The following is a 15,973-nucleotide window of genomic DNA, read 5'->3' on the forward strand; positions in this document are numbered from 1 at the left end:
AGCGAGCAGACCGTGGACCTGCAACCGCCCACCGAGCAGGAGGTCCTCACCGAGATCACCGCCATGCTGGCCACCGTGCTGGAGGAGTACGGCCTCGACGACACCGAGGTCACCATGGAGTCCCGGTTCACCGAGGACCTGGAACTGGAGAGCATCGACCTGGTCACGCTGGCCGGGCAGCTCCAGGAGCGCTGGGGCGACCGGATCAACTTCGCCGAGTTCCTCGCGGGCATGGAACTCGACGAGATCATCGGCCTGACGGTCGGCCGACTGGTCCGCCACGTGGTGGACCGCCTGCAGACCGCCGGGCGGAGCTGAGATGGTCTTCCTGGACCTCGACGGGCTCCGCTGCCACGTGCAGCGGCTCGGCCCGCAGGACGGCCGCCCGCCCGCCGCGACCGTCGTCCTGCTGCACGGGCTGCTCACCGACAGCCTCGCCAGCTACTACTTCACCCTCGCCCCCGCGCTGGCCGCCGCCGGGCTGGACGTGCTGATGTACGACCACCGCGGCCACGGCCGCACCGCCCGGCCGCCGTCCGGCTACCGCCTGGAGCACTTCGTCGACGACCTGGAGGCGCTGCTGGACCGGCTGGACGTGACCGGCCCGGTCCGACTGGTCGGCAACTCCTTCGGCGGCACAGTGGCGTTCGGCCTCGCCACCCGGCGCCCGGCGCAGGTCGCGGGCATCCTGGCGATCGAGTCCGAACCGGCCTCCCGCGCCTGGTCGGTGAAGCTGGACGGCATCCTGCGGAAGGCCGAACACCACCTGGTGGAGGAGGAGGCGCTGGCCTGGGTCGCCCGGCACCGGGGCTCGCACACGGCCAGGCTGGCCCGCTCGGCCGGCGCCCTGCTGGCCGACACCTCGCTGGCCCGGGACATCCCCGCCAGCCTGCTGCCCACCGAGGCCGAGCTGCGCGCGATCCGCTGCCCGGTGCTGGCCGTCTACGGGACGGAGTCCGACCTCGCACCCCAGGCCGCCTGGCTGGACGGGCTGCTGGCGGACTGCCGGAGCACCTTCGTCCCCGGCCAGGAGCACTCCGTCCTGGTCGAGGCCCCCGAGGCCGTCCGCGAGCTCACGCTGTCCTGGCTGCGCGAGCACGGCGCCCGGCTGCGCGAGGGCGTTCCACAGCGCGAGGCCGAGTGGAGCGTCCGGTGACCGGGTACCTGTTCGTCGTCCCGCCCCTGGTCGGCCACATCAACCCGGCCGTGGGCGTCGCCGCCGAACTGGCCGCGCGCGGACACCCGACCGCCTGGGCCGGCCTGCCCGAGGTGCTCGGCCCGCTCGCGGGGCCGGAGGCGTTGGTCTTCCCGTGCGGCGTACCCGAGTTCGGCCCCGGCGGCACGGCGCAGCGGCCGCCGGAGCTGCGCGGCCCGGCGGCACTGAAGTTCCTCTGGGAGGACTTCCTGGTCCCGCTCGCCGAGGCGATGGCCCCCGGCGTGGCGGCGGCGGTGCGGCAGTTCCGGCCGGACGTGCTGGTGGTGGACCAGCAGGCGGTGGCCGGTGCGCTGGTGGCCGAGCGGCTCGGCCTGCCGTGGGCCACCAGTGCGACCACTTCGGCGGAGTTCACCGGAGCGCTGGACGGCATGCCGCTGGTGGACGCCTGGATCTCCGGCCTGCTGGCCGGCCTACGGGGGCGGATCGGCGACCCGGAGCGCACCGGCGACCCTCGCTTCTCCCCGCACCTGACCCTCGCTTTCACCACCCCCGAGCTGACCGGGTCGCCCGCCGTCGCGGCCGGACCGATCCGCTGCGTCGGCCCGGCCCTGGCGGCCCGCCGCACGGGGCCGGCCTTCCCGTGGCAGTGGCTGGACCCGGACCGCGAGACGGTGCTGGTCACCCTCGGCACCGCCAACACCGACATCGGAAGGGCATTCCTGACGGCCTGTCAGGAGGCGCTGCGCGCCCGCGCCGGGCGGCTGCAGGCCGTGATCGTCGACCCCGGCGCGGTCCTGGGCGCCCCGGCGCCGGACCGGGACGTCCTGGTCCTGCCCTCGGTGCCGCAGCTGGAACTGCTGGAGCGCGCCGCCGCCGTGGTCTGCCACGCCGGGCACAACACGGTCTGTGAGGCCCTCTGGCACGGCGTCCCGCTGGTGGTCGCCCCGATCCGCGACGACCAGCCGGTGGTGGCCGGGCAGGTGGTGGCGGCCGGGGCGGGAGTCCGGGTGCGGTTCGGCCGCACCAGCGCGGCCCGGCTCGGCCAGGCCGTGGACGCCGTCCTCGACGACCCGGCCCATCGGGCCGCAGCACGCCGGGTCGGCGCCTCCTTCCGCGCGGCCGGCGGCGCCGCCCGGGCCGCCGACCACCTCGAAGCCCTGTCCGACAGGAGGGTCCCGTGACCACCACCGACCCAGCCCCGGCCACGGCCGGCAAGGCGGCGCTCCGCGCCCGCCAGGTCGCCGCCCGCCGACCCGCCTACCGGGCCGAACTGGCCGACGGCACCGAGCGGTTCTTCGAACCGCGGCGCGCCGACTGCCCGTGGTGCGGCTCCGAGCGGCTGCGGGTCCGGCTGCGCACCACCGACCTGTTGCAGCACAAGCCGGGCCGGTTCGTCCTGGACGAGTGCCAGGACTGCGCGCACGTCTTCCAGAACCCCCGACTGACCAGCGAGGGGCTGGAGTTCTACTACCGCGACTTCTACGACGGCCTGGGCGAGCAGCGGCTCGGCGGGGTCTTCGGCACCCGCACCGCGGCCTACCGCGACCGCGCCCGCTCGGTGGCTCCCTTCGCCGCCGCGCCCGGCAGCTGGCTCGACGTCGGCACCGGGCACGGCCACTTCTGCGAGACCGCCCGCGAGGTCTTCCCCGACACCGCCTTCGACGGCCTGGACCTCAGCGAGGGCGCCGAACTCGCGGAACGGAACGGTCGGTTGGCGCACGGCTTCCGGGGCTCCCTGCCCGATCTCGCACCCGGGCTGGCCGACCGGTACGAGGTGGTGAGCATGTTCCACTACCTGGAGCACAGCACCGACCCGGTCCGCGAGCTGGCCGCCGCCCGCCAGGTGCTGCGCCCCGGCGGGCTGCTGCTGATCGAGGTCCCGGACCCGCAGAGCCGCTACGCCCGCCTGCTGGGCCGCTGGTGGCTGCCCTGGCTCCAGCCGCAGCACCTGAACCTGATGCCGGCCGCCAACCTGCGCCGCCGGCTCGGCGAACTCGGCTTCACCGTCGTGCTGGAGCAGCACGGCGAACCGCACGACCCGGTGGACCTGCTGGCCGCCTGCTGGCTGCTGCTGGACGCGGGCGCGCCGCGCGAGGACGCGCCCTGGCTGCCGGGCGACCCGCCGGGACGGCTGCGGCGGGCGCTGCGCGGGGCGGTGTTCCTGGCCGGTGCGCCCGTCCTGCTGCTCGCGGCGCTGCTCGACCGGCTGGCCGCCCGGTCCGCCGGCCGTACCGGCCTGTCGAACGCCTACCGGCTGCTGGCCCGCCGGAAGTGATCGGGGGCCTCCGTCAGGCCCTCGGAGCCCCGGCTGCCGGGGTGCGGGTCGGCGCGGTTCGGAGCAGTGCGGTTCGGAGCAGTGCGCGCCAGGAATGCCAGAAGTGGACGCAAGCCGCGCGGCCCGCATGAAGTGGCGCGGGTGCTCCGGCGTGGAGCGGCTCGTTCTCGGGGCCGGCGAGGAACGGTGACGATGTCGGGCCCGCCCACCATGGCGTGGTCGCGGGCCGAGGTCCGGTCGACCTGATCCTCCGTCACCACGATGTCAGGGATGGCGCCTCTCCGCGGAAGACGGCGGTTCTGTTGTCCGGTCGAGGAGTTCCTTGCTGACGACGAGTTCGACGCCCCGTTTCAGGAGGAGGGCCGCGGTCGAGTGCCCCGCGTCGTGGAAGCGGAGCTGCCGGACGTGTGCGCGGCGGGGGAGTGCGGTGAACCGGCGGCCTTGGTGGCTGACAGTCGGTAGTCGGTGCATGGGCTCAGGAGAGGTTGCCGGAGCCCGGGTGTCGCCCCGCCGGACAACGAATGAACGGACGCTTGCCGCCTCGGGAACGCGGCGATAGAGCAAATCGGTTGTTGTTCCGACATATCAGCCGCCTGCCCTGAATTTTCAAGATCCCTGCAAAAACCCATCAGGACCGTTGACACCGCGTTAACGGCCCGAGTAGCGTCACTGATCATCGCGCTGATAATACGTATTATCAGCGATGGCGCCATAGCCACCGGAGGAGTTCCCCCGTGTCAAGGATCACGCAGCGTGACATCGCTCGCCTCGCCGGCGTAAGCCAGGCGGTGGTCTCGCTCGTGCTGAACAAGAGGACCGACGCGACGACCCGCATCGCTCCCGAGACCAGGCAGCGCGTCCTCGACGTGATCAAGGAGACCGGGTACGCGGCCGACCCCGTGGCCCGCCGCATGGTGCGTCAGCACAATCAGATCATCGGCGTATTCACCTACGAATCGGTGTTCCCGAGCACCAGCGCCGACTTCTACTACCCCTTCCTGCGTGGCATCGAGGAGTGTGCCGAGCAGCTCAGGTGCGACCTGCTGCTGTTCACCAGCGCTCCGGTCATCGACGGGCGGCGCAAGGTGTTCCACGAGAACAACCGGCTGCGGATCGCCGACGGCTGCATCCTGCTCGGCCGGGACATCCCGGACGACGAACTGGCCCGGCTGAATCGCGAGAGCTACCCGTTCGTGGCCGTCGGCCGACGCGACGACGCGGGTGGCCCGGTGCCCTGCGTGGGGGCGGACTACGCCGCCGCCACCCGGAAGCTGGTCGAGCGGGCCCGGGAGCTCGGGCACCGGGAGTTCGCCTACGTCGGGGCGGGGGAGGGAGCGGAGTCCGCCGACGACCGGATGACCGGGTTCCGCGCCGGCACCCGAGGCAGCGGCCGGCACGAGCGGACGGCGGGCCGATCCCCGGGGGAGACCCTGGACGCGCTGCTTGCCGCCGGGGTGACCGTCGCCGTGGTCGAGGGCCACGCCGACGGGGTCGCGCTGATCCGGGCGGCCCGGGAACGCGGCGTCGACGTGCCCGGTGACCTGTCGGTCGTGGTGACCGGCGTACCGGCCGAGTCGGCGGACGCCGACATCGCGAGCACCGGCTTTCGCATTCCGCGCCGGGAGATGGGCTGGCAGTCGGTGGAACTCCTCGCCGCCTTACTGGAAGACGGGCCGACCACCACGCTCCAGCGGCTCCTGCCGTGCCACTTCGTCGAGGGGCAGACCCTCGGCGAACCGAGAAAGGACAGTTCTTGACCGAGATACGCAGCGACGTGCTGGTGGTCGGCGGAGGGCTGGGCGGCGTCGCCGCGGCGCTCGCCGCCGCCCGCGCCGGCCGGACCGTGGTGCTGACCGAGGAGTTCGACTGGATCGGAGGGCAGCTCACCAGCCAGGCGGTCCCGCCGGACGAGCACTCCTGGGTGGAGCAATTCGGCGTCACGGCAAGCTACCGGGCCCTGCGCGACGGCATTCGCGACTACTACCGCCGGCACTACCCGCTCACCGAACGGGCCAGGGCCCGCCTCGAACTGAATCCCGGCGGCGGCTGGGTGAGCAAGCTCTGCCACGAACCGCGGGTCGCGGTGGCGGTCATCTCGGCGATGCTCGCGCCCTACCGTGCCAGCGGGCGGCTCACCGTCCTCCAGCCGTACCGGCCGACCTCCGCCGACACCGACGGCGACCGGGTGACCGCCGTGACCCTGACTCACCGCGACACCGGCGAGAAGGTCCACGCCACCGCCTCCTACGTGCTGGACGCCACCGAGACCGGCGACCTGCTGCCGCTCACCGGCACCGAGTACGTCACCGGCTTCGAGTCCGCCGCCGACACCGGCGAGCCGAACGCCCCGCAGGTCGCCCAGCCGCTGAACATGCAGGCCGTATCGGTGTGCTTCGCCATGGACCACGTCGACGGCGACCACACCATCGACAAGCCCGCGGACTACGACTTCTGGCGGTCCTACCAGCCCGACGTGTGGGGCGGACCGCTGCTGTCCTGGCAGTACCCGCACCCCAGGACGCTGGAGCGCGTCGGGCACGACTTCAGCCCCAACCCCGACGACGACCCGCTGGCGGTCAACGCCGACCAGCGCGTCAATCCCGGCAACGCCAACCTGTGGACGTTCCGCCGGATCGCCGCCCGGCGCACCTTCACCGACGGCGCTTACCCCAGCGACATCACCCTGGTCAACTGGCCGATGATCGACTACCTCGAAGGCCCGGTCCTCGACGTCCCCGACGCCGCCGACCACCTGCGCCGGGCCAGGGAGCTGAGCTTCGCCTTCCTGTACTGGATGCAGACCGAGGCGCCCCGCCCGGACGGCGGCACCGGATTCCCGGGGCTGCGGCTGCGCGGCGACATCACCGGCGGCACCGACGGCCTGGCCCAGGCCCCGTACATCCGCGAGGCGCGCCGGATCAAGGCCGACTACACCGTCGTCGAGCAGGACCTCTCGCTCGCCGTCCGCGGGGAGCGGGGCGCCGTGCGCTACCCGGACTCCGTCGGCCTGGGCATGTACCGGATCGACCTGCACCCCTCGACGGGCGGCGACAACTACATCGACGTCGGCTGCAGCCCGTTCGAGATCCCGCTGGGCGCGCTTCTCCCGCAGAGGGTCGAGAACCTCCTGCCCGCCGGCAAGAACATCGGCACCACCCACATCACCAACGGCGCCTACCGGGTCCACCCGGTCGAGTGGAACATCGGGGAGGCCGCCGGCGCGCTCGCCGCCTTCTGCCTCGCTCACGGCACCCGCCCCCGTGCGGTCCGGGAGACCCCCGAGCTGCTCTCGGCCTTCCAGGACCAGCTCACCGCGGCCGGCGTCGAACTGCGCTGGCCCGACATCACGGGCTACTAGGCCCCCACGCACCCCCGAGGAGAACACCATGTCGATTCGAAGAGGGCTGGCCACGGTCGCCGCCGCGATGTCCGCCACGCTGGTCCTGGCCGCGTGCGGTGGAGAGGGCTCGGAGGGCGAGAAGGGTCCGGTGAGCCTGCGGATGACGGTCTGGACCTCCAACAAGCCGCACCTGACGCTCTTCAACGAGATCGCCGCCGAGTACATGGCGGCCCACCCCGAGGTCAAGGACATCAAGTTCGACCCGCTGCCGTTCGAGAGCTACAGCACGGCGCTCACCACCCAGATGACCGGCGGCAACGCCCCCGACCTCGCGTGGGTCTTCGAGACGGACGCGGCCGACTTCGTCAGCTCCGGGGCCCTGGTGCCGCTCGACGACACCCTGAAGCAGACCAGCGGCTACCAGTACGACGACCTGATCCCGAGCACCACCAAGCTCTGGAAGCACGACGACAAGCTGTACGCGTACCCGTTCTCCACCTCGCCGTTCGGTGTCTTCGTCAACCACGACCTGCTGAAGGAGGCCGGCCAGCAGACCCCGGACGAGCTCGTCAAGGCGGGCAAGTGGGACTGGTCGACCGTGCTCGCCGAGGGCGCCGAGGTGCACCGCTCCACCGGCAAGGCCGGCGTGGTGATCCGTGACTTCGAGTACAAGGAATGGGGCAACGCGGCCACCTTCTGGGGCGGCTGGAAGGCCGAGCCCTGGAGTGCCGACGGCAAGACCTGCACCTTCGACAGCCAGCCGATGGTCGACGCGATGACCGCCCTGCACAAGGGGATCTTCCAGGACAAGGCGATGCCGGGCCCCGGCGAGTCCGCCGACTTCTTCACCGGCGACGCGGCGATGACCATCACCCAGATCAGCCGGGCGGCTCTGCTGAACGGCGCCAAGTTCGAGTGGGACCTGGTGCCGCTGCCGGCCGGACCGGGCGGCGACTACTCGGTGATCGGCCAGGCCGGCATCGGCGTGGTCAAGCGGGGCGGCCACACCAAGGAGGCCAAGGACTTCCTCGCCTACTTCACCAACCCGCAGAACTCCGCCAAGCTCGCCGCCTACTTCCCGCCGCCCCGGGAATCCCAGCTCACCGCGGAGAACCTGGCCAAGACCAACCCGCTGCTGAAGAACGACCAGCTCGAAAGCGTGGTCGTCAACGGAGTCAAGAAGGGTGTGGTCAAGCCGGGCCACGCCGGCCAGGCCGAACTCGCCCAGCGGGTCCGCGCCGGACTGGACCCGCTGTGGACGCCGAACGCCGACGTCAAGGGCGTTCTCGGCGACCTGTGCAAGAACATCTCCCCGCTGCTGGGGAAGTGACCATGTCCGTCTCCCCGCGAACAGCGGTGGCAGACCCGCCCAAGAGCGGGTCCGCCACCGCGGGGCAGCCGCCGCGACGTCCGTTCTGGACCCGGCGCCGACGCGACCAGCTCGCCGGCCTCGCGTTCATCTCGCCCCAACTCCTCGGCAGCGCCGTATTCGTGCTGCTGCCCATCGCCCTGGTCGTCCGGTACAGCCTGTACGAGTGGAACGTGCTGGCCGGCGACTTCCACTACACGGGCGGCGACAACTACACCCAGCTGCTGGACGACGCCAACCTGCCCCAGGTACTGAAGTCCACGGCCCTGTTCTCGGTCGGCCTGGTGGTGCTCAACCTCTCCCTGGCCCTCCTGCTCGCCGTCCTGCTCAACCAGAAGCTGCGCGGAATGACGGTGTTCCGCACGCTGTTCTTCTCTCCCGTCGTGGTGTCGCTGGTCGCCTGGACCATCGTGTGGGGCTTCCTGCTCCAGGCCAACGGCGGCATCAACGGCCTGCTGCGCACCGTCGGCATCGACGGACCCAACTGGCTGCGCGGCGAGGGCACCGCCATGCTCTCGGTCATCGTCGTGCAGGTGTTCAAGAACGTCGGTCTGAACATGGTGCTGTTCCTGGCCGCGCTCCAGGGCGTGCCCAAGGAGCTGTACGAGGCGGCCCGGGTCGACGGGGCCGGCGCGTGGATCCGGTTCCGGTCCGTCACCCTGCCGCTGATCAGCCCGACGATCCTGCTGACGTCGGTGATCACCATCGTGGGTTCGCTCCAGGTGTTCGCGCAGATCGCGGTGCTCACCCAGGGCGGCCCGAAGCTGTCCACCACCGTGCTCGTCTACTACCTCTACCAGCAGGCCTTCCAGTTCCATCACTTCGGCTACGGCGCGACCCTGTCCATCCTGCTGCTGCTGATCGTGCTGGCGCTCACCGTGCTGCAGTGGCAGATGCGCAAGAGGTGGGTCTTCCATGAATCGTAGAATCCCGCCGCGCACCCGAGTCGCCCTGTACGGCCTGCTCTGCGTGCTCGCGATCCCCTTCGTCTTCCCGACCTGGTGGATGGTGACGTCGTCGTTCAAGCCCATCAGCGACATCTTCTCCTACCCGCCGAAGCTCTTCCCGACCAACCCGACGGTCTCGGCCTACCGGGACGTCTTCGACGGGCGCCCGTTCGTCCAGCAGTACGTCAACAGCATCTACATCGCCGTGCTGGTGACGGTGGGGACGATGATCGTGTCCTCGCTCGCCGGGTACGCCTTCGCCCGCATCAGGTTCCGTGGCCAGAACGCGCTGTTCCTGGTGGTGCTGGTGGGCCTGCTCATCCCGAGCGAGGTCACCATCGTCCCGCTCTTCCAGATGTTCAACGACCTCGGCCTGATCAACACCCACTGGCCGCTGATCCTGGTGCCGATCTTCGGCGCGCCGAGCGTCATGGCCACGTTCATCATGCGGCAGTTCTTCATCAGCCTGCCCAGTGAACTGGAGGAGGCCGCCCGGATCGACGGCGTCGGCTACTTCGGCACGTTCTGGCGGATCGCCCTGCCGCTGGCCAGGCCGGCGCTCGGCGCCGTCGGGATCTTCACCTTCCTGCAGAGCTGGAACCTCTACCTGGAACCGGTGGTGTACCTCTCCTCGCCGGAGAACTTCACCCTGCCGCAGGCGCTCACCCAGTACGTGGACTCCTACGGCGGGGCCATGTGGAACGTCCAGCTCGCCGCGGCGTCGCTGACCGCCGTCCCGGTGCTGATCGTGTTCGTCATCGCCCAGAAGCAGTTCATCGAGGGCCTCGCCCATACGGGGCTGAAGTGAACGCCACACTCGGCATCGACATCGGCGGCACCAAGACGCTGGCCGCCCTCGTCGGACCCGACGGCGCCGTGCTCGACCAGGCGCGAGCCGACACCCCGGCCGCGCAGGGCCCGGACGCGGTGCTGCGGACCGCCGCCGACCTGGCCCGGCGCCTCGGCGGCGCCGGTCCGGTCGGCGTCGGCGCCGCGGGTCTCATCGACCCGGCCACCGGCGTCGTCCGGTACGCCACCGACTCCCTGCCCGGCTGGGCCGGGACGCCGGTGGCCGATGCGCTGGCCCAGCGCATCGGCCGGCCCGTCGTGGTGGACAACGACGTCAACGCCGCCGCCCTCGGCGAGAGCTGGGCCGGGGCCGCCCGCGGCCACGCACATGTGCTGCTGGTCGCGGTCGGCACCGGCCTCGGCGGCGGCCTGGTCCGCGGCGGCGCCGTCGACCACGGGGCGCGCGGCGGCGCCGGAGAGACGGCTCATCTTCCGGCGCCGGACGCCGACAAGCTGACCTGCGGCTGCGGGCGCACCGGGCACCTGGAGGGCGTGGCCTCCGGCACCGGTCTCGCCCGCGCCTATCGGCTGCGCACCGGGGCGGACGTCACCGGCCGTGAGGTCGCCGCCCGCTGCGCCGCCGGCGACCCGGCCGCCGTGGAGGTCCTCGCCACCGCCGGCCACGCCCTCGGCCGGGCCCTCGCGGGTCTGGTGGCGCTGCTCGATCCGCAGACGGTGGTGGTGGCCGGAGGCGCCGGCAGGGCGCTGCTGCCGTACGCCCGGAGCGCGTACGCCGCCGAGCGGCTGCCGGTCCACGCCGACGTGTCGCTGGTCCCGGCCGCGCTCGGTGACGCGGCGGTCGCCGTCGGCGCGGCCCGGGCGGCGATGATCCGGCGAGCCATGTGCCTGCCGTCCGGTCCGGGGCCGTCCGGTCCGGGGCCTGCCGGTCCGGGGCCTGCCGGTCCTGGGCAGGTCGATCCCGGGTCCGTCGATCCCGGTCCGGCCGAACCCGGCGGCCGGCCGCGGCCGGTCACCTTCCCGCGCACCACCGAAACGGAGCCCCAGTGAACGTTCTCGACACCCTCCGCGGCGGCCTGGTGGTCTCCTGCCAGCCGCTGCCGGACGAACCCGCCGACCCGATGCGCGACGCATCCGTGCAGGCAAGGGTCGCCGCCGCCGCGGTCCTCGGCGGCGCGGCCGGCATCCGCGCCAACGCCCCCGAGGACATCGCCGCCGTGCGGGCGGCGGTGGACGTGCCGGTCATCGGCCTGTGGAAGGACGGCCCCGGGCCGGTCGTGATCACGCCGACCGGCAGGCACGCCCGAGCCGTCGCGCAGGCCGGGGCGCACCTGGTCGCCATCGACGCCACCGACCGTCCGCGGCCCGAGCCGTTCGCGGCCGTCGTCGCCGCCGCGCACGCCGCCGGCGTCCTCGTCCTGGCGGACGTGTCCACCGAGGCGGAGGGACAGGCCGCGGCCGACGCGGGCGCCGACGCCGTCGCCACCACGCTCTCCGGCTACACCTCGCACACCCCGAAGACCCCGGGGCCCGACCTCGGCCTGCTGGAACGTCTGGTCACGCGGCTGTCCGTTCCGGTGATCGCCGAAGGCCGCTACCGCACAGCGGACGACCTGCGACGCGCCTACGCCGCCGGGGCACACGCCGTGGTGGTGGGCAACGCCATCACCTCACCCCTGTACCTGACCAGGGAGCTGGCCCGGTCAGTTCCCGCTCACACCGACGCGAACGGAGTGCACCCCTGATGAGAAGACGCACGGTCCTCACCGCCGGAGCCACCGTCCTGGCCGCCCCGCTGCTGGGCCTCACCCCGCAGGCGGCCGGCGCGGCCCCACGTCCGAGCCGCCGGATCGCCCTCGTCCCGCTCGACGACCGGCCCGTCAACGTCTACTGCCCGACCATGACCGCCGCCGTCGCCGGCGTCGACCTCGTACTGCCGCCGCGCAAGACCCTCGGCCGCTTCTTCCAGCCCGGGGACGGCGCGGCCGTCGCCCGCTGGCTGGGCTCGGTCGGCGCGGACGAGTACGTGATCTCGGTGAGCATGCTCGCCTACGGCGGCCTGATCGCCTCCCGCACGGGCACGCCCACTCTTGAGTCGGCGCGGGCCAACGTCGCGGCGATCCGGGCACTGCGGGCGGCCCGGCCGAGCGCGCAGATCGTGGTCCACGACACCATCCAGCGCCTCGCGTTGACCCCCGGCAACCCCGACCTCGAACAGTACGTGGCCGCGCTGGTCGAGTGGGCCAAGCTGTACGACCAGGTGGAGAACCTCGGCCGGGAAGAGCTGCGGCCCCGGCTCACGGCAGTGCGGGCCACCATCCCGGACGCGGTGGTCGACGACTACCTGAAGGCGCGGGCCCGCAACCACGAGGTCAACCGGCAGATGGTCGAGTGGGTCGCGGACGGCACCATCAGTCATCTGGTGCTCTCCGAGGACGACACCGCCCCGGTGGGCCTGGCCCGGGCCGAACGCGTCGAGCTCGAGAAGCTGGTCGAGCGGTTGGGGGTCGGCCTGCGGGTCGAGGTCTTCCCCGGCGCGGACGAGGTCGATGCGCTGCTGGTCGCCCGGCTGATCGCCGCGGGCACCTCGCCCACCTACCGGGTGGAGTACGCCGGGACTTCCGGCGAGCAGTGGACGGCGGAACTCGAGGGCATCCCGTTCGCGGAGAACATCCGCCGGCACGTGAAGTCCGTCGGCGGCACCGTCGTCAACGGCCGCGCCGACCTGGTGCTCATGGTCAACACCCCTTCGGCGAACAAGGACCAGCGGGCGGCCGACCTCGCCGCGTTCGCCCGCCGGGTCGCCGGGCTGACGGCGGCCGGGGAGTCGGTCGTCGTGGTGGACCCGATCTTCGTCAACCGCGCCGACCACGACCTGGTGGCCGAGCTGGAACAGCGCGTCGACCTGGCCGCGCTGCTGTCGTACTCCGGCTGGAACACCGGCGGCAACGCCCTCGGTCTGGCCCTGGCCCATGGCACCGCTCGCTGGGCCTTCCTGAAGCGCTCGACCAGCGGACTGGGGGTACCGGCGCTGACCGGGCCGGGCCGGGCGCACGCGGAGTACCTGCTCTACCGGTTCGTCAAGGACGACCACTGGAAGAACGTCATCCAGAAGGCCGCCTACGCGGAGGCCAGGTCCAAGGGGTGGAACCCGTTGAACCTGACGGCCGAGCAGAAGGCCGTCTTCGACGGCTGGGTCCAAGACCGCCTCGCCCCGGTGACCCGCCAGTACTTCACCGACCACTTCGCCGGCCACCACCTCCTCCTCGGCCGCCGCGGCGCGACCACCCGCACCGCCAAGCTCGCCGCCGTCAGTGACATCCATATCGAACTGCCCTGGGACCGCCTCTTCGAGGTGACGCTCGAACCCCACCTCACCCTGGCCTGAGAGGAGAGGAGTGCGAGCGATGCGGCACAGCCCCCGCCGCCGCAGCATCCTCACCCCCGGCACCGTCGTCCAGTTCCGGGCCAACGCCGCAAAGGCCCAGGGTGCGCTGGCCCAGGGCGCCAAGCTCGTCCTCTCGCCCAGCAAGAAGGCGTACTTCGACATGAAGTACGACGCCAACACGCCGATCGGGCACGACTGGGCCGGCCACACCGACGTCCAGGACGGCTACACCTGGGACCCGGTCACCTACGTCCCCGGCGTCGCGGAGATCGGGTGGTCGCCGGTCGACGGGCGGGGATGGGAGGAATACCGGGTACGGCTTGCCACGCACGCGCCGCGATGGTCAGGGCGTGGGTGGCAGTACCACCGATCGGTGGAGGTGCCGTGGGGGTGACCCGGTGACGGGGTGGCTTCTGCCGACCAGGTGACGTGGTGACCCGGTCATCGCTGCTGGACATGGCTGCCGGGCATCGCCGCGGCCACCGACCTGAGCCCTCCTGGCCTGGACGCCGCAAGGTCCCGTCGCTCCGGACGTACTCCGGAGCGACGGGACCGCGCCCTGCGCGCGGGCGGGCGGCCGTACGGGCAAGAAGGTGACTGCCCGCGGATCGCTGCCGCGTGGGCCGCCCGGCTCTCCGGGAGATCGGTGAACCGGTCGTACGTGGCCGGCCTGGGGTCAACGGCCTGGTGGACCGTCAACCGCGTAAGTCTGGCGGTCAGTCAAGGCTGACGTCGAACTTGACGGTGACCGGCGCGTGGTCCGACCAGCGCTCCGCGTGGGTGTCGGCGCGCTCCACCCGGCCGTCGGTGGCGCGGGCGGCGAGGCCCGGGGTGGCGACCTGGAGGTCGATCCTCCAGCCGGAGTCGTTGTCGAAGGCGCGGCCGCGGTAGGACCACCAGGAGTAGGGGCCGGTGCGGTCGGGGTGGAGGGCGCGGACGACGTCGACGTAGCCGGCCTCGTCGTAGACGCGGGAGAGCCAGGCGCGCTCCTCGGGGAGGAAGCCGGCGGACTTCTGGTTGGCCTTCCAGTTCTTGAGGTCCTCGGGGCGGTGGGCGATGTTCCAGTCGCCGCAGACCACGACCTCGCGCCCGTCGGCCTCGGCGCGGGTGCGCAGGGCGGTGAGGTGGACGAGGAATTCCGCCATGAAGCGCTCCTTCTCGTCCTGGCGCTCGGTGCCCACCTCGCCGGAGGGGAGGTAGAGGCTGGCGATGGTCAGTCCCGGCAGGTCGATTTCGACGTACCTGCCCGAATTGTCGAATTCCGCCGACTCGAAGCCGATCACGGTGCGCTGCGGCTCCTCGCGGGAGAGCACCGCGACGCCGGCCCGGCCCTTGGTGGCGGCGGGGGCCCAGACCGCGTGCCAGCCGTCGAGGTCGCGCAGTTCGACGGGCAGCTGCTCGGGTTCGGAGCGCACCTCCTGGAGGCAGACCACGTCCGCCTCGGTGCCGGCCAGCCATTCGACGAAGCCCTTCTTGGCCGCCGCCCGGATTCCGTTCACGTTCACACTCGTCACCACGATCACCCGGGCAGCCTACCGACTGGCCGTACCCGACCCGAATCGTGACGCGCGGCGGAAGGCCGCCCGGGCCGGATGCGGAAGGGCGTCCGGGCCGGATGGTGACAGCGGCTGACAGGAAGTGGCGTGAACGCGGCATGAAAATCCGCGCCGGTCCGGTCCGGCCGCGCCATTGGTCTTGACCATCTCCGGACGGAGCACCTAGGGTCACTTACTGCAAGGACCTTTAATAAAGAAGGACGGATAAAGGCCCGCTCTCCACCTGCCGTAACAACGGACCGTGGACCCGGGATCCGCCCTCCTTGTCACAGGGCCGACAACAGCGGTGGAGGACACGGTGGGGACGACAGGACAGCTCTCGGCGGTACCGGAGCCGAAGTACTGGCACCTGCGCACGGTGCTGCTGCGCGCCATCGACTCGGAGTTCTCCACCGGTCAGGTGCTGCCCAACGAGCGCGAGCTCTCGGCCCGCTTCGGCGTGGCGCGGGCGACGCTGCGGCAGGCGCTCGACCAGCTGGAGCTGGAGGGCCGCCTGGTCCGTCGCCGGGGGATCGGCACCCTGATCGCCGCCCCGCGGGTCGGCGTCCCGGTCAACCGGCAGGAGGAGGGCTGGCCCGGCGCCGCGCGCAGCCACGCCTGGCGGACGGTCGACTGCACCACCGCCCCCGCCGCCGAGCAGCTGGCGAAGAACCTGGGCATCGCCGAGGGCGCCACCGTGCACACCGTGCGCCGGGTCCGCCTGGTGGAGGGCCGCGCGGTGGCCACCGAGTCGCTGCACGTCCCGGCCGCCACCCTGCCGCACCTACCGGGCTTCCGTGCCGAGAGCGACCGCGCCCGTTCGGTGCTGCGCCAGCTGGAGCGCCTGGAGGTGGACGGCGAGTCCCGCTCGGTCGAGCTGGGTGTCGCCGAGGCCGAGCAGGCCGCGCTGCTGGAGCGCCCGCCCGGCGCGCCCGTCCTGGTCATGACCACGCAGTACGCCGCGGCCGGCCGACTGGTCGCCCTGGCGGTCTCCACCTACCGGGCGGACACCTGCAAGCTGACCTTCGGCTCGACCGGACTGGTCGAGGTCACCCCGGTCGGCGCGGCGGCTGAGGTCCGCACCGCCTCCTGAACCATTTTCCGGAAACCCTCAGGCAATGGCCCGGACGCCACCGGGCGTCCGGGCCATTGCCGT

15 protein-coding genes are annotated in these 15,973 nt (G+C 72.2%); 14 read left to right on the forward strand and 1 reads right to left on the reverse strand.

What is annotated here, in order from left to right:
- Positions 1–63 precede the first annotated feature (63 nt).
- From ACFRAR_RS23745 to ACFRAR_RS23805, 13 genes are all read left to right on the forward strand, one after another.
- Positions 64–318 carry a phosphopantetheine-binding protein gene (locus tag ACFRAR_RS23745; RefSeq protein WP_380700170.1) on the forward strand — a complete coding sequence of 85 codons (255 nt, stop codon included), beginning with the start codon at positions 64–66 and terminating at the stop codon, positions 316–318.
- Between the two features lies 1 nt (position 319).
- On the forward strand, positions 320–1,156 hold the full coding sequence (locus ACFRAR_RS23750; RefSeq protein WP_380700157.1) for an alpha/beta fold hydrolase: 837 nt from the start codon (positions 320–322) through the stop codon (positions 1,154–1,156).
- Complete coding sequence (locus ACFRAR_RS23755) at positions 1,153–2,337, forward strand: glycosyltransferase (RefSeq protein ID WP_380700158.1); 1,185 nt, start codon at positions 1,153–1,155, stop codon at positions 2,335–2,337. The genes ACFRAR_RS23750 and ACFRAR_RS23755 overlap by 4 nt, the downstream gene beginning before the upstream one ends.
- Positions 2,334–3,431, forward strand: coding sequence for a class I SAM-dependent methyltransferase (locus tag ACFRAR_RS23760; protein ID WP_380700159.1), 1,098 nt, complete (start codon positions 2,334–2,336; stop codon positions 3,429–3,431). Before ACFRAR_RS23755 ends, ACFRAR_RS23760 begins: the two co-directional genes overlap by 4 nt.
- Before the next feature lie 734 nt (positions 3,432–4,165).
- The gene (locus tag ACFRAR_RS23765) at positions 4,166–5,188 is read left to right on the forward strand and encodes a LacI family DNA-binding transcriptional regulator (protein WP_380700160.1); all 1,023 of its coding nucleotides are present in this window, start codon (positions 4,166–4,168) and stop codon (positions 5,186–5,188) included.
- A gap of 5 nt (positions 5,189–5,193) precedes the next feature.
- The gene (locus ACFRAR_RS23770) at positions 5,194–6,789 is read left to right on the forward strand and encodes an FAD-dependent oxidoreductase (protein ID WP_380700171.1); all 1,596 of its coding nucleotides are present in this window, start codon (positions 5,194–5,196) and stop codon (positions 6,787–6,789) included.
- Positions 6,790–6,817: 28 nt separating this feature from the next.
- Positions 6,818–8,101, forward strand: coding sequence for an ABC transporter substrate-binding protein (locus ACFRAR_RS23775; protein ID WP_380700161.1), 1,284 nt, complete (start codon positions 6,818–6,820; stop codon positions 8,099–8,101).
- 2 nt (positions 8,102–8,103) lie between these two features.
- On the forward strand, positions 8,104–9,066 hold the full coding sequence (locus ACFRAR_RS23780) for a carbohydrate ABC transporter permease (RefSeq protein WP_380700162.1): 963 nt from the start codon (positions 8,104–8,106) through the stop codon (positions 9,064–9,066).
- Positions 9,056–9,895, forward strand: coding sequence for a carbohydrate ABC transporter permease (locus ACFRAR_RS23785; RefSeq protein WP_380700163.1), 840 nt, complete (start codon positions 9,056–9,058; stop codon positions 9,893–9,895). Before ACFRAR_RS23780 ends, ACFRAR_RS23785 begins: the two co-directional genes overlap by 11 nt.
- On the forward strand, positions 9,892–10,944 hold the full coding sequence (locus ACFRAR_RS23790; protein WP_380700164.1) for an ROK family protein: 1,053 nt from the start codon (positions 9,892–9,894) through the stop codon (positions 10,942–10,944). The genes ACFRAR_RS23785 and ACFRAR_RS23790 overlap by 4 nt, the downstream gene beginning before the upstream one ends.
- Complete coding sequence (locus ACFRAR_RS23795) at positions 10,941–11,639, forward strand: N-acetylmannosamine-6-phosphate 2-epimerase (protein WP_380700165.1); 699 nt, start codon at positions 10,941–10,943, stop codon at positions 11,637–11,639. The genes ACFRAR_RS23790 and ACFRAR_RS23795 overlap by 4 nt, the downstream gene beginning before the upstream one ends.
- Entirely contained in the window at positions 11,639–13,282 is a 1,644-nt protein-coding gene (locus ACFRAR_RS23800; RefSeq protein ID WP_380700166.1) for a DUF4127 family protein, read from the forward strand. Before ACFRAR_RS23795 ends, ACFRAR_RS23800 begins: the two co-directional genes overlap by 1 nt.
- A 19-nt stretch (positions 13,283–13,301) precedes the next feature.
- A complete protein-coding gene (locus tag ACFRAR_RS23805) occupies positions 13,302–13,676 on the forward strand; it encodes a family 20 glycosylhydrolase (protein ID WP_380700167.1) in 375 nt (124 codons plus the stop codon).
- 322 nt (positions 13,677–13,998) lie between these two features.
- On the opposite strand, the gene ACFRAR_RS23810 is transcribed toward ACFRAR_RS23805, so the two are convergent.
- Positions 13,999–14,796, reverse strand: coding sequence for an exodeoxyribonuclease III (locus ACFRAR_RS23810; RefSeq protein WP_380700172.1), 798 nt, complete (start codon positions 14,794–14,796; stop codon positions 13,999–14,001).
- Between the two features lie 340 nt (positions 14,797–15,136).
- Here ACFRAR_RS23810 and ACFRAR_RS23815 point away from each other — a divergent pair, with 340 nt between their 5' ends.
- Entirely contained in the window at positions 15,137–15,910 is a 774-nt protein-coding gene (locus ACFRAR_RS23815; protein ID WP_380700168.1) for a GntR family transcriptional regulator, read from the forward strand.
- Positions 15,911–15,973 lie beyond the last annotated feature (63 nt).

The sequence above is a fragment of the Kitasatospora sp. NPDC056651 genome, assembly GCF_042792155.1.
GTDB lineage: Bacteria > Actinomycetota > Actinomycetes > Streptomycetales > Streptomycetaceae > Kitasatospora.

What these genes read in the sequence shown, in the direction of transcription:
- ACFRAR_RS23780 (WP_380700162.1), top strand. Translation starts at nt 8,104, where the DNA reads ATGTCCGTCTCCCCGCGAACAGCGGTGGCAGACCCGCCCAAGAGCGGG.
- ACFRAR_RS23745 (WP_380700170.1), top strand. Translation starts at nt 64, where the DNA reads ATGCTGGCCACCGTGCTGGAGGAGTACGGCCTCGACGACACCGAGGTC.
- ACFRAR_RS23805 (WP_380700167.1), top strand. Translation starts at nt 13,302, where the DNA reads ATGCGGCACAGCCCCCGCCGCCGCAGCATCCTCACCCCCGGCACCGTC.
- ACFRAR_RS23775 (WP_380700161.1), top strand. Translation starts at nt 6,818, where the DNA reads ATGTCGATTCGAAGAGGGCTGGCCACGGTCGCCGCCGCGATGTCCGCC.
- ACFRAR_RS23750 (WP_380700157.1), top strand. Translation starts at nt 320, where the DNA reads ATGGTCTTCCTGGACCTCGACGGGCTCCGCTGCCACGTGCAGCGGCTC.
- ACFRAR_RS23785 (WP_380700163.1), top strand. Translation starts at nt 9,056, where the DNA reads ATGAATCGTAGAATCCCGCCGCGCACCCGAGTCGCCCTGTACGGCCTG.
- ACFRAR_RS23800 (WP_380700166.1), top strand. Translation starts at nt 11,639, where the DNA reads ATGAGAAGACGCACGGTCCTCACCGCCGGAGCCACCGTCCTGGCCGCC.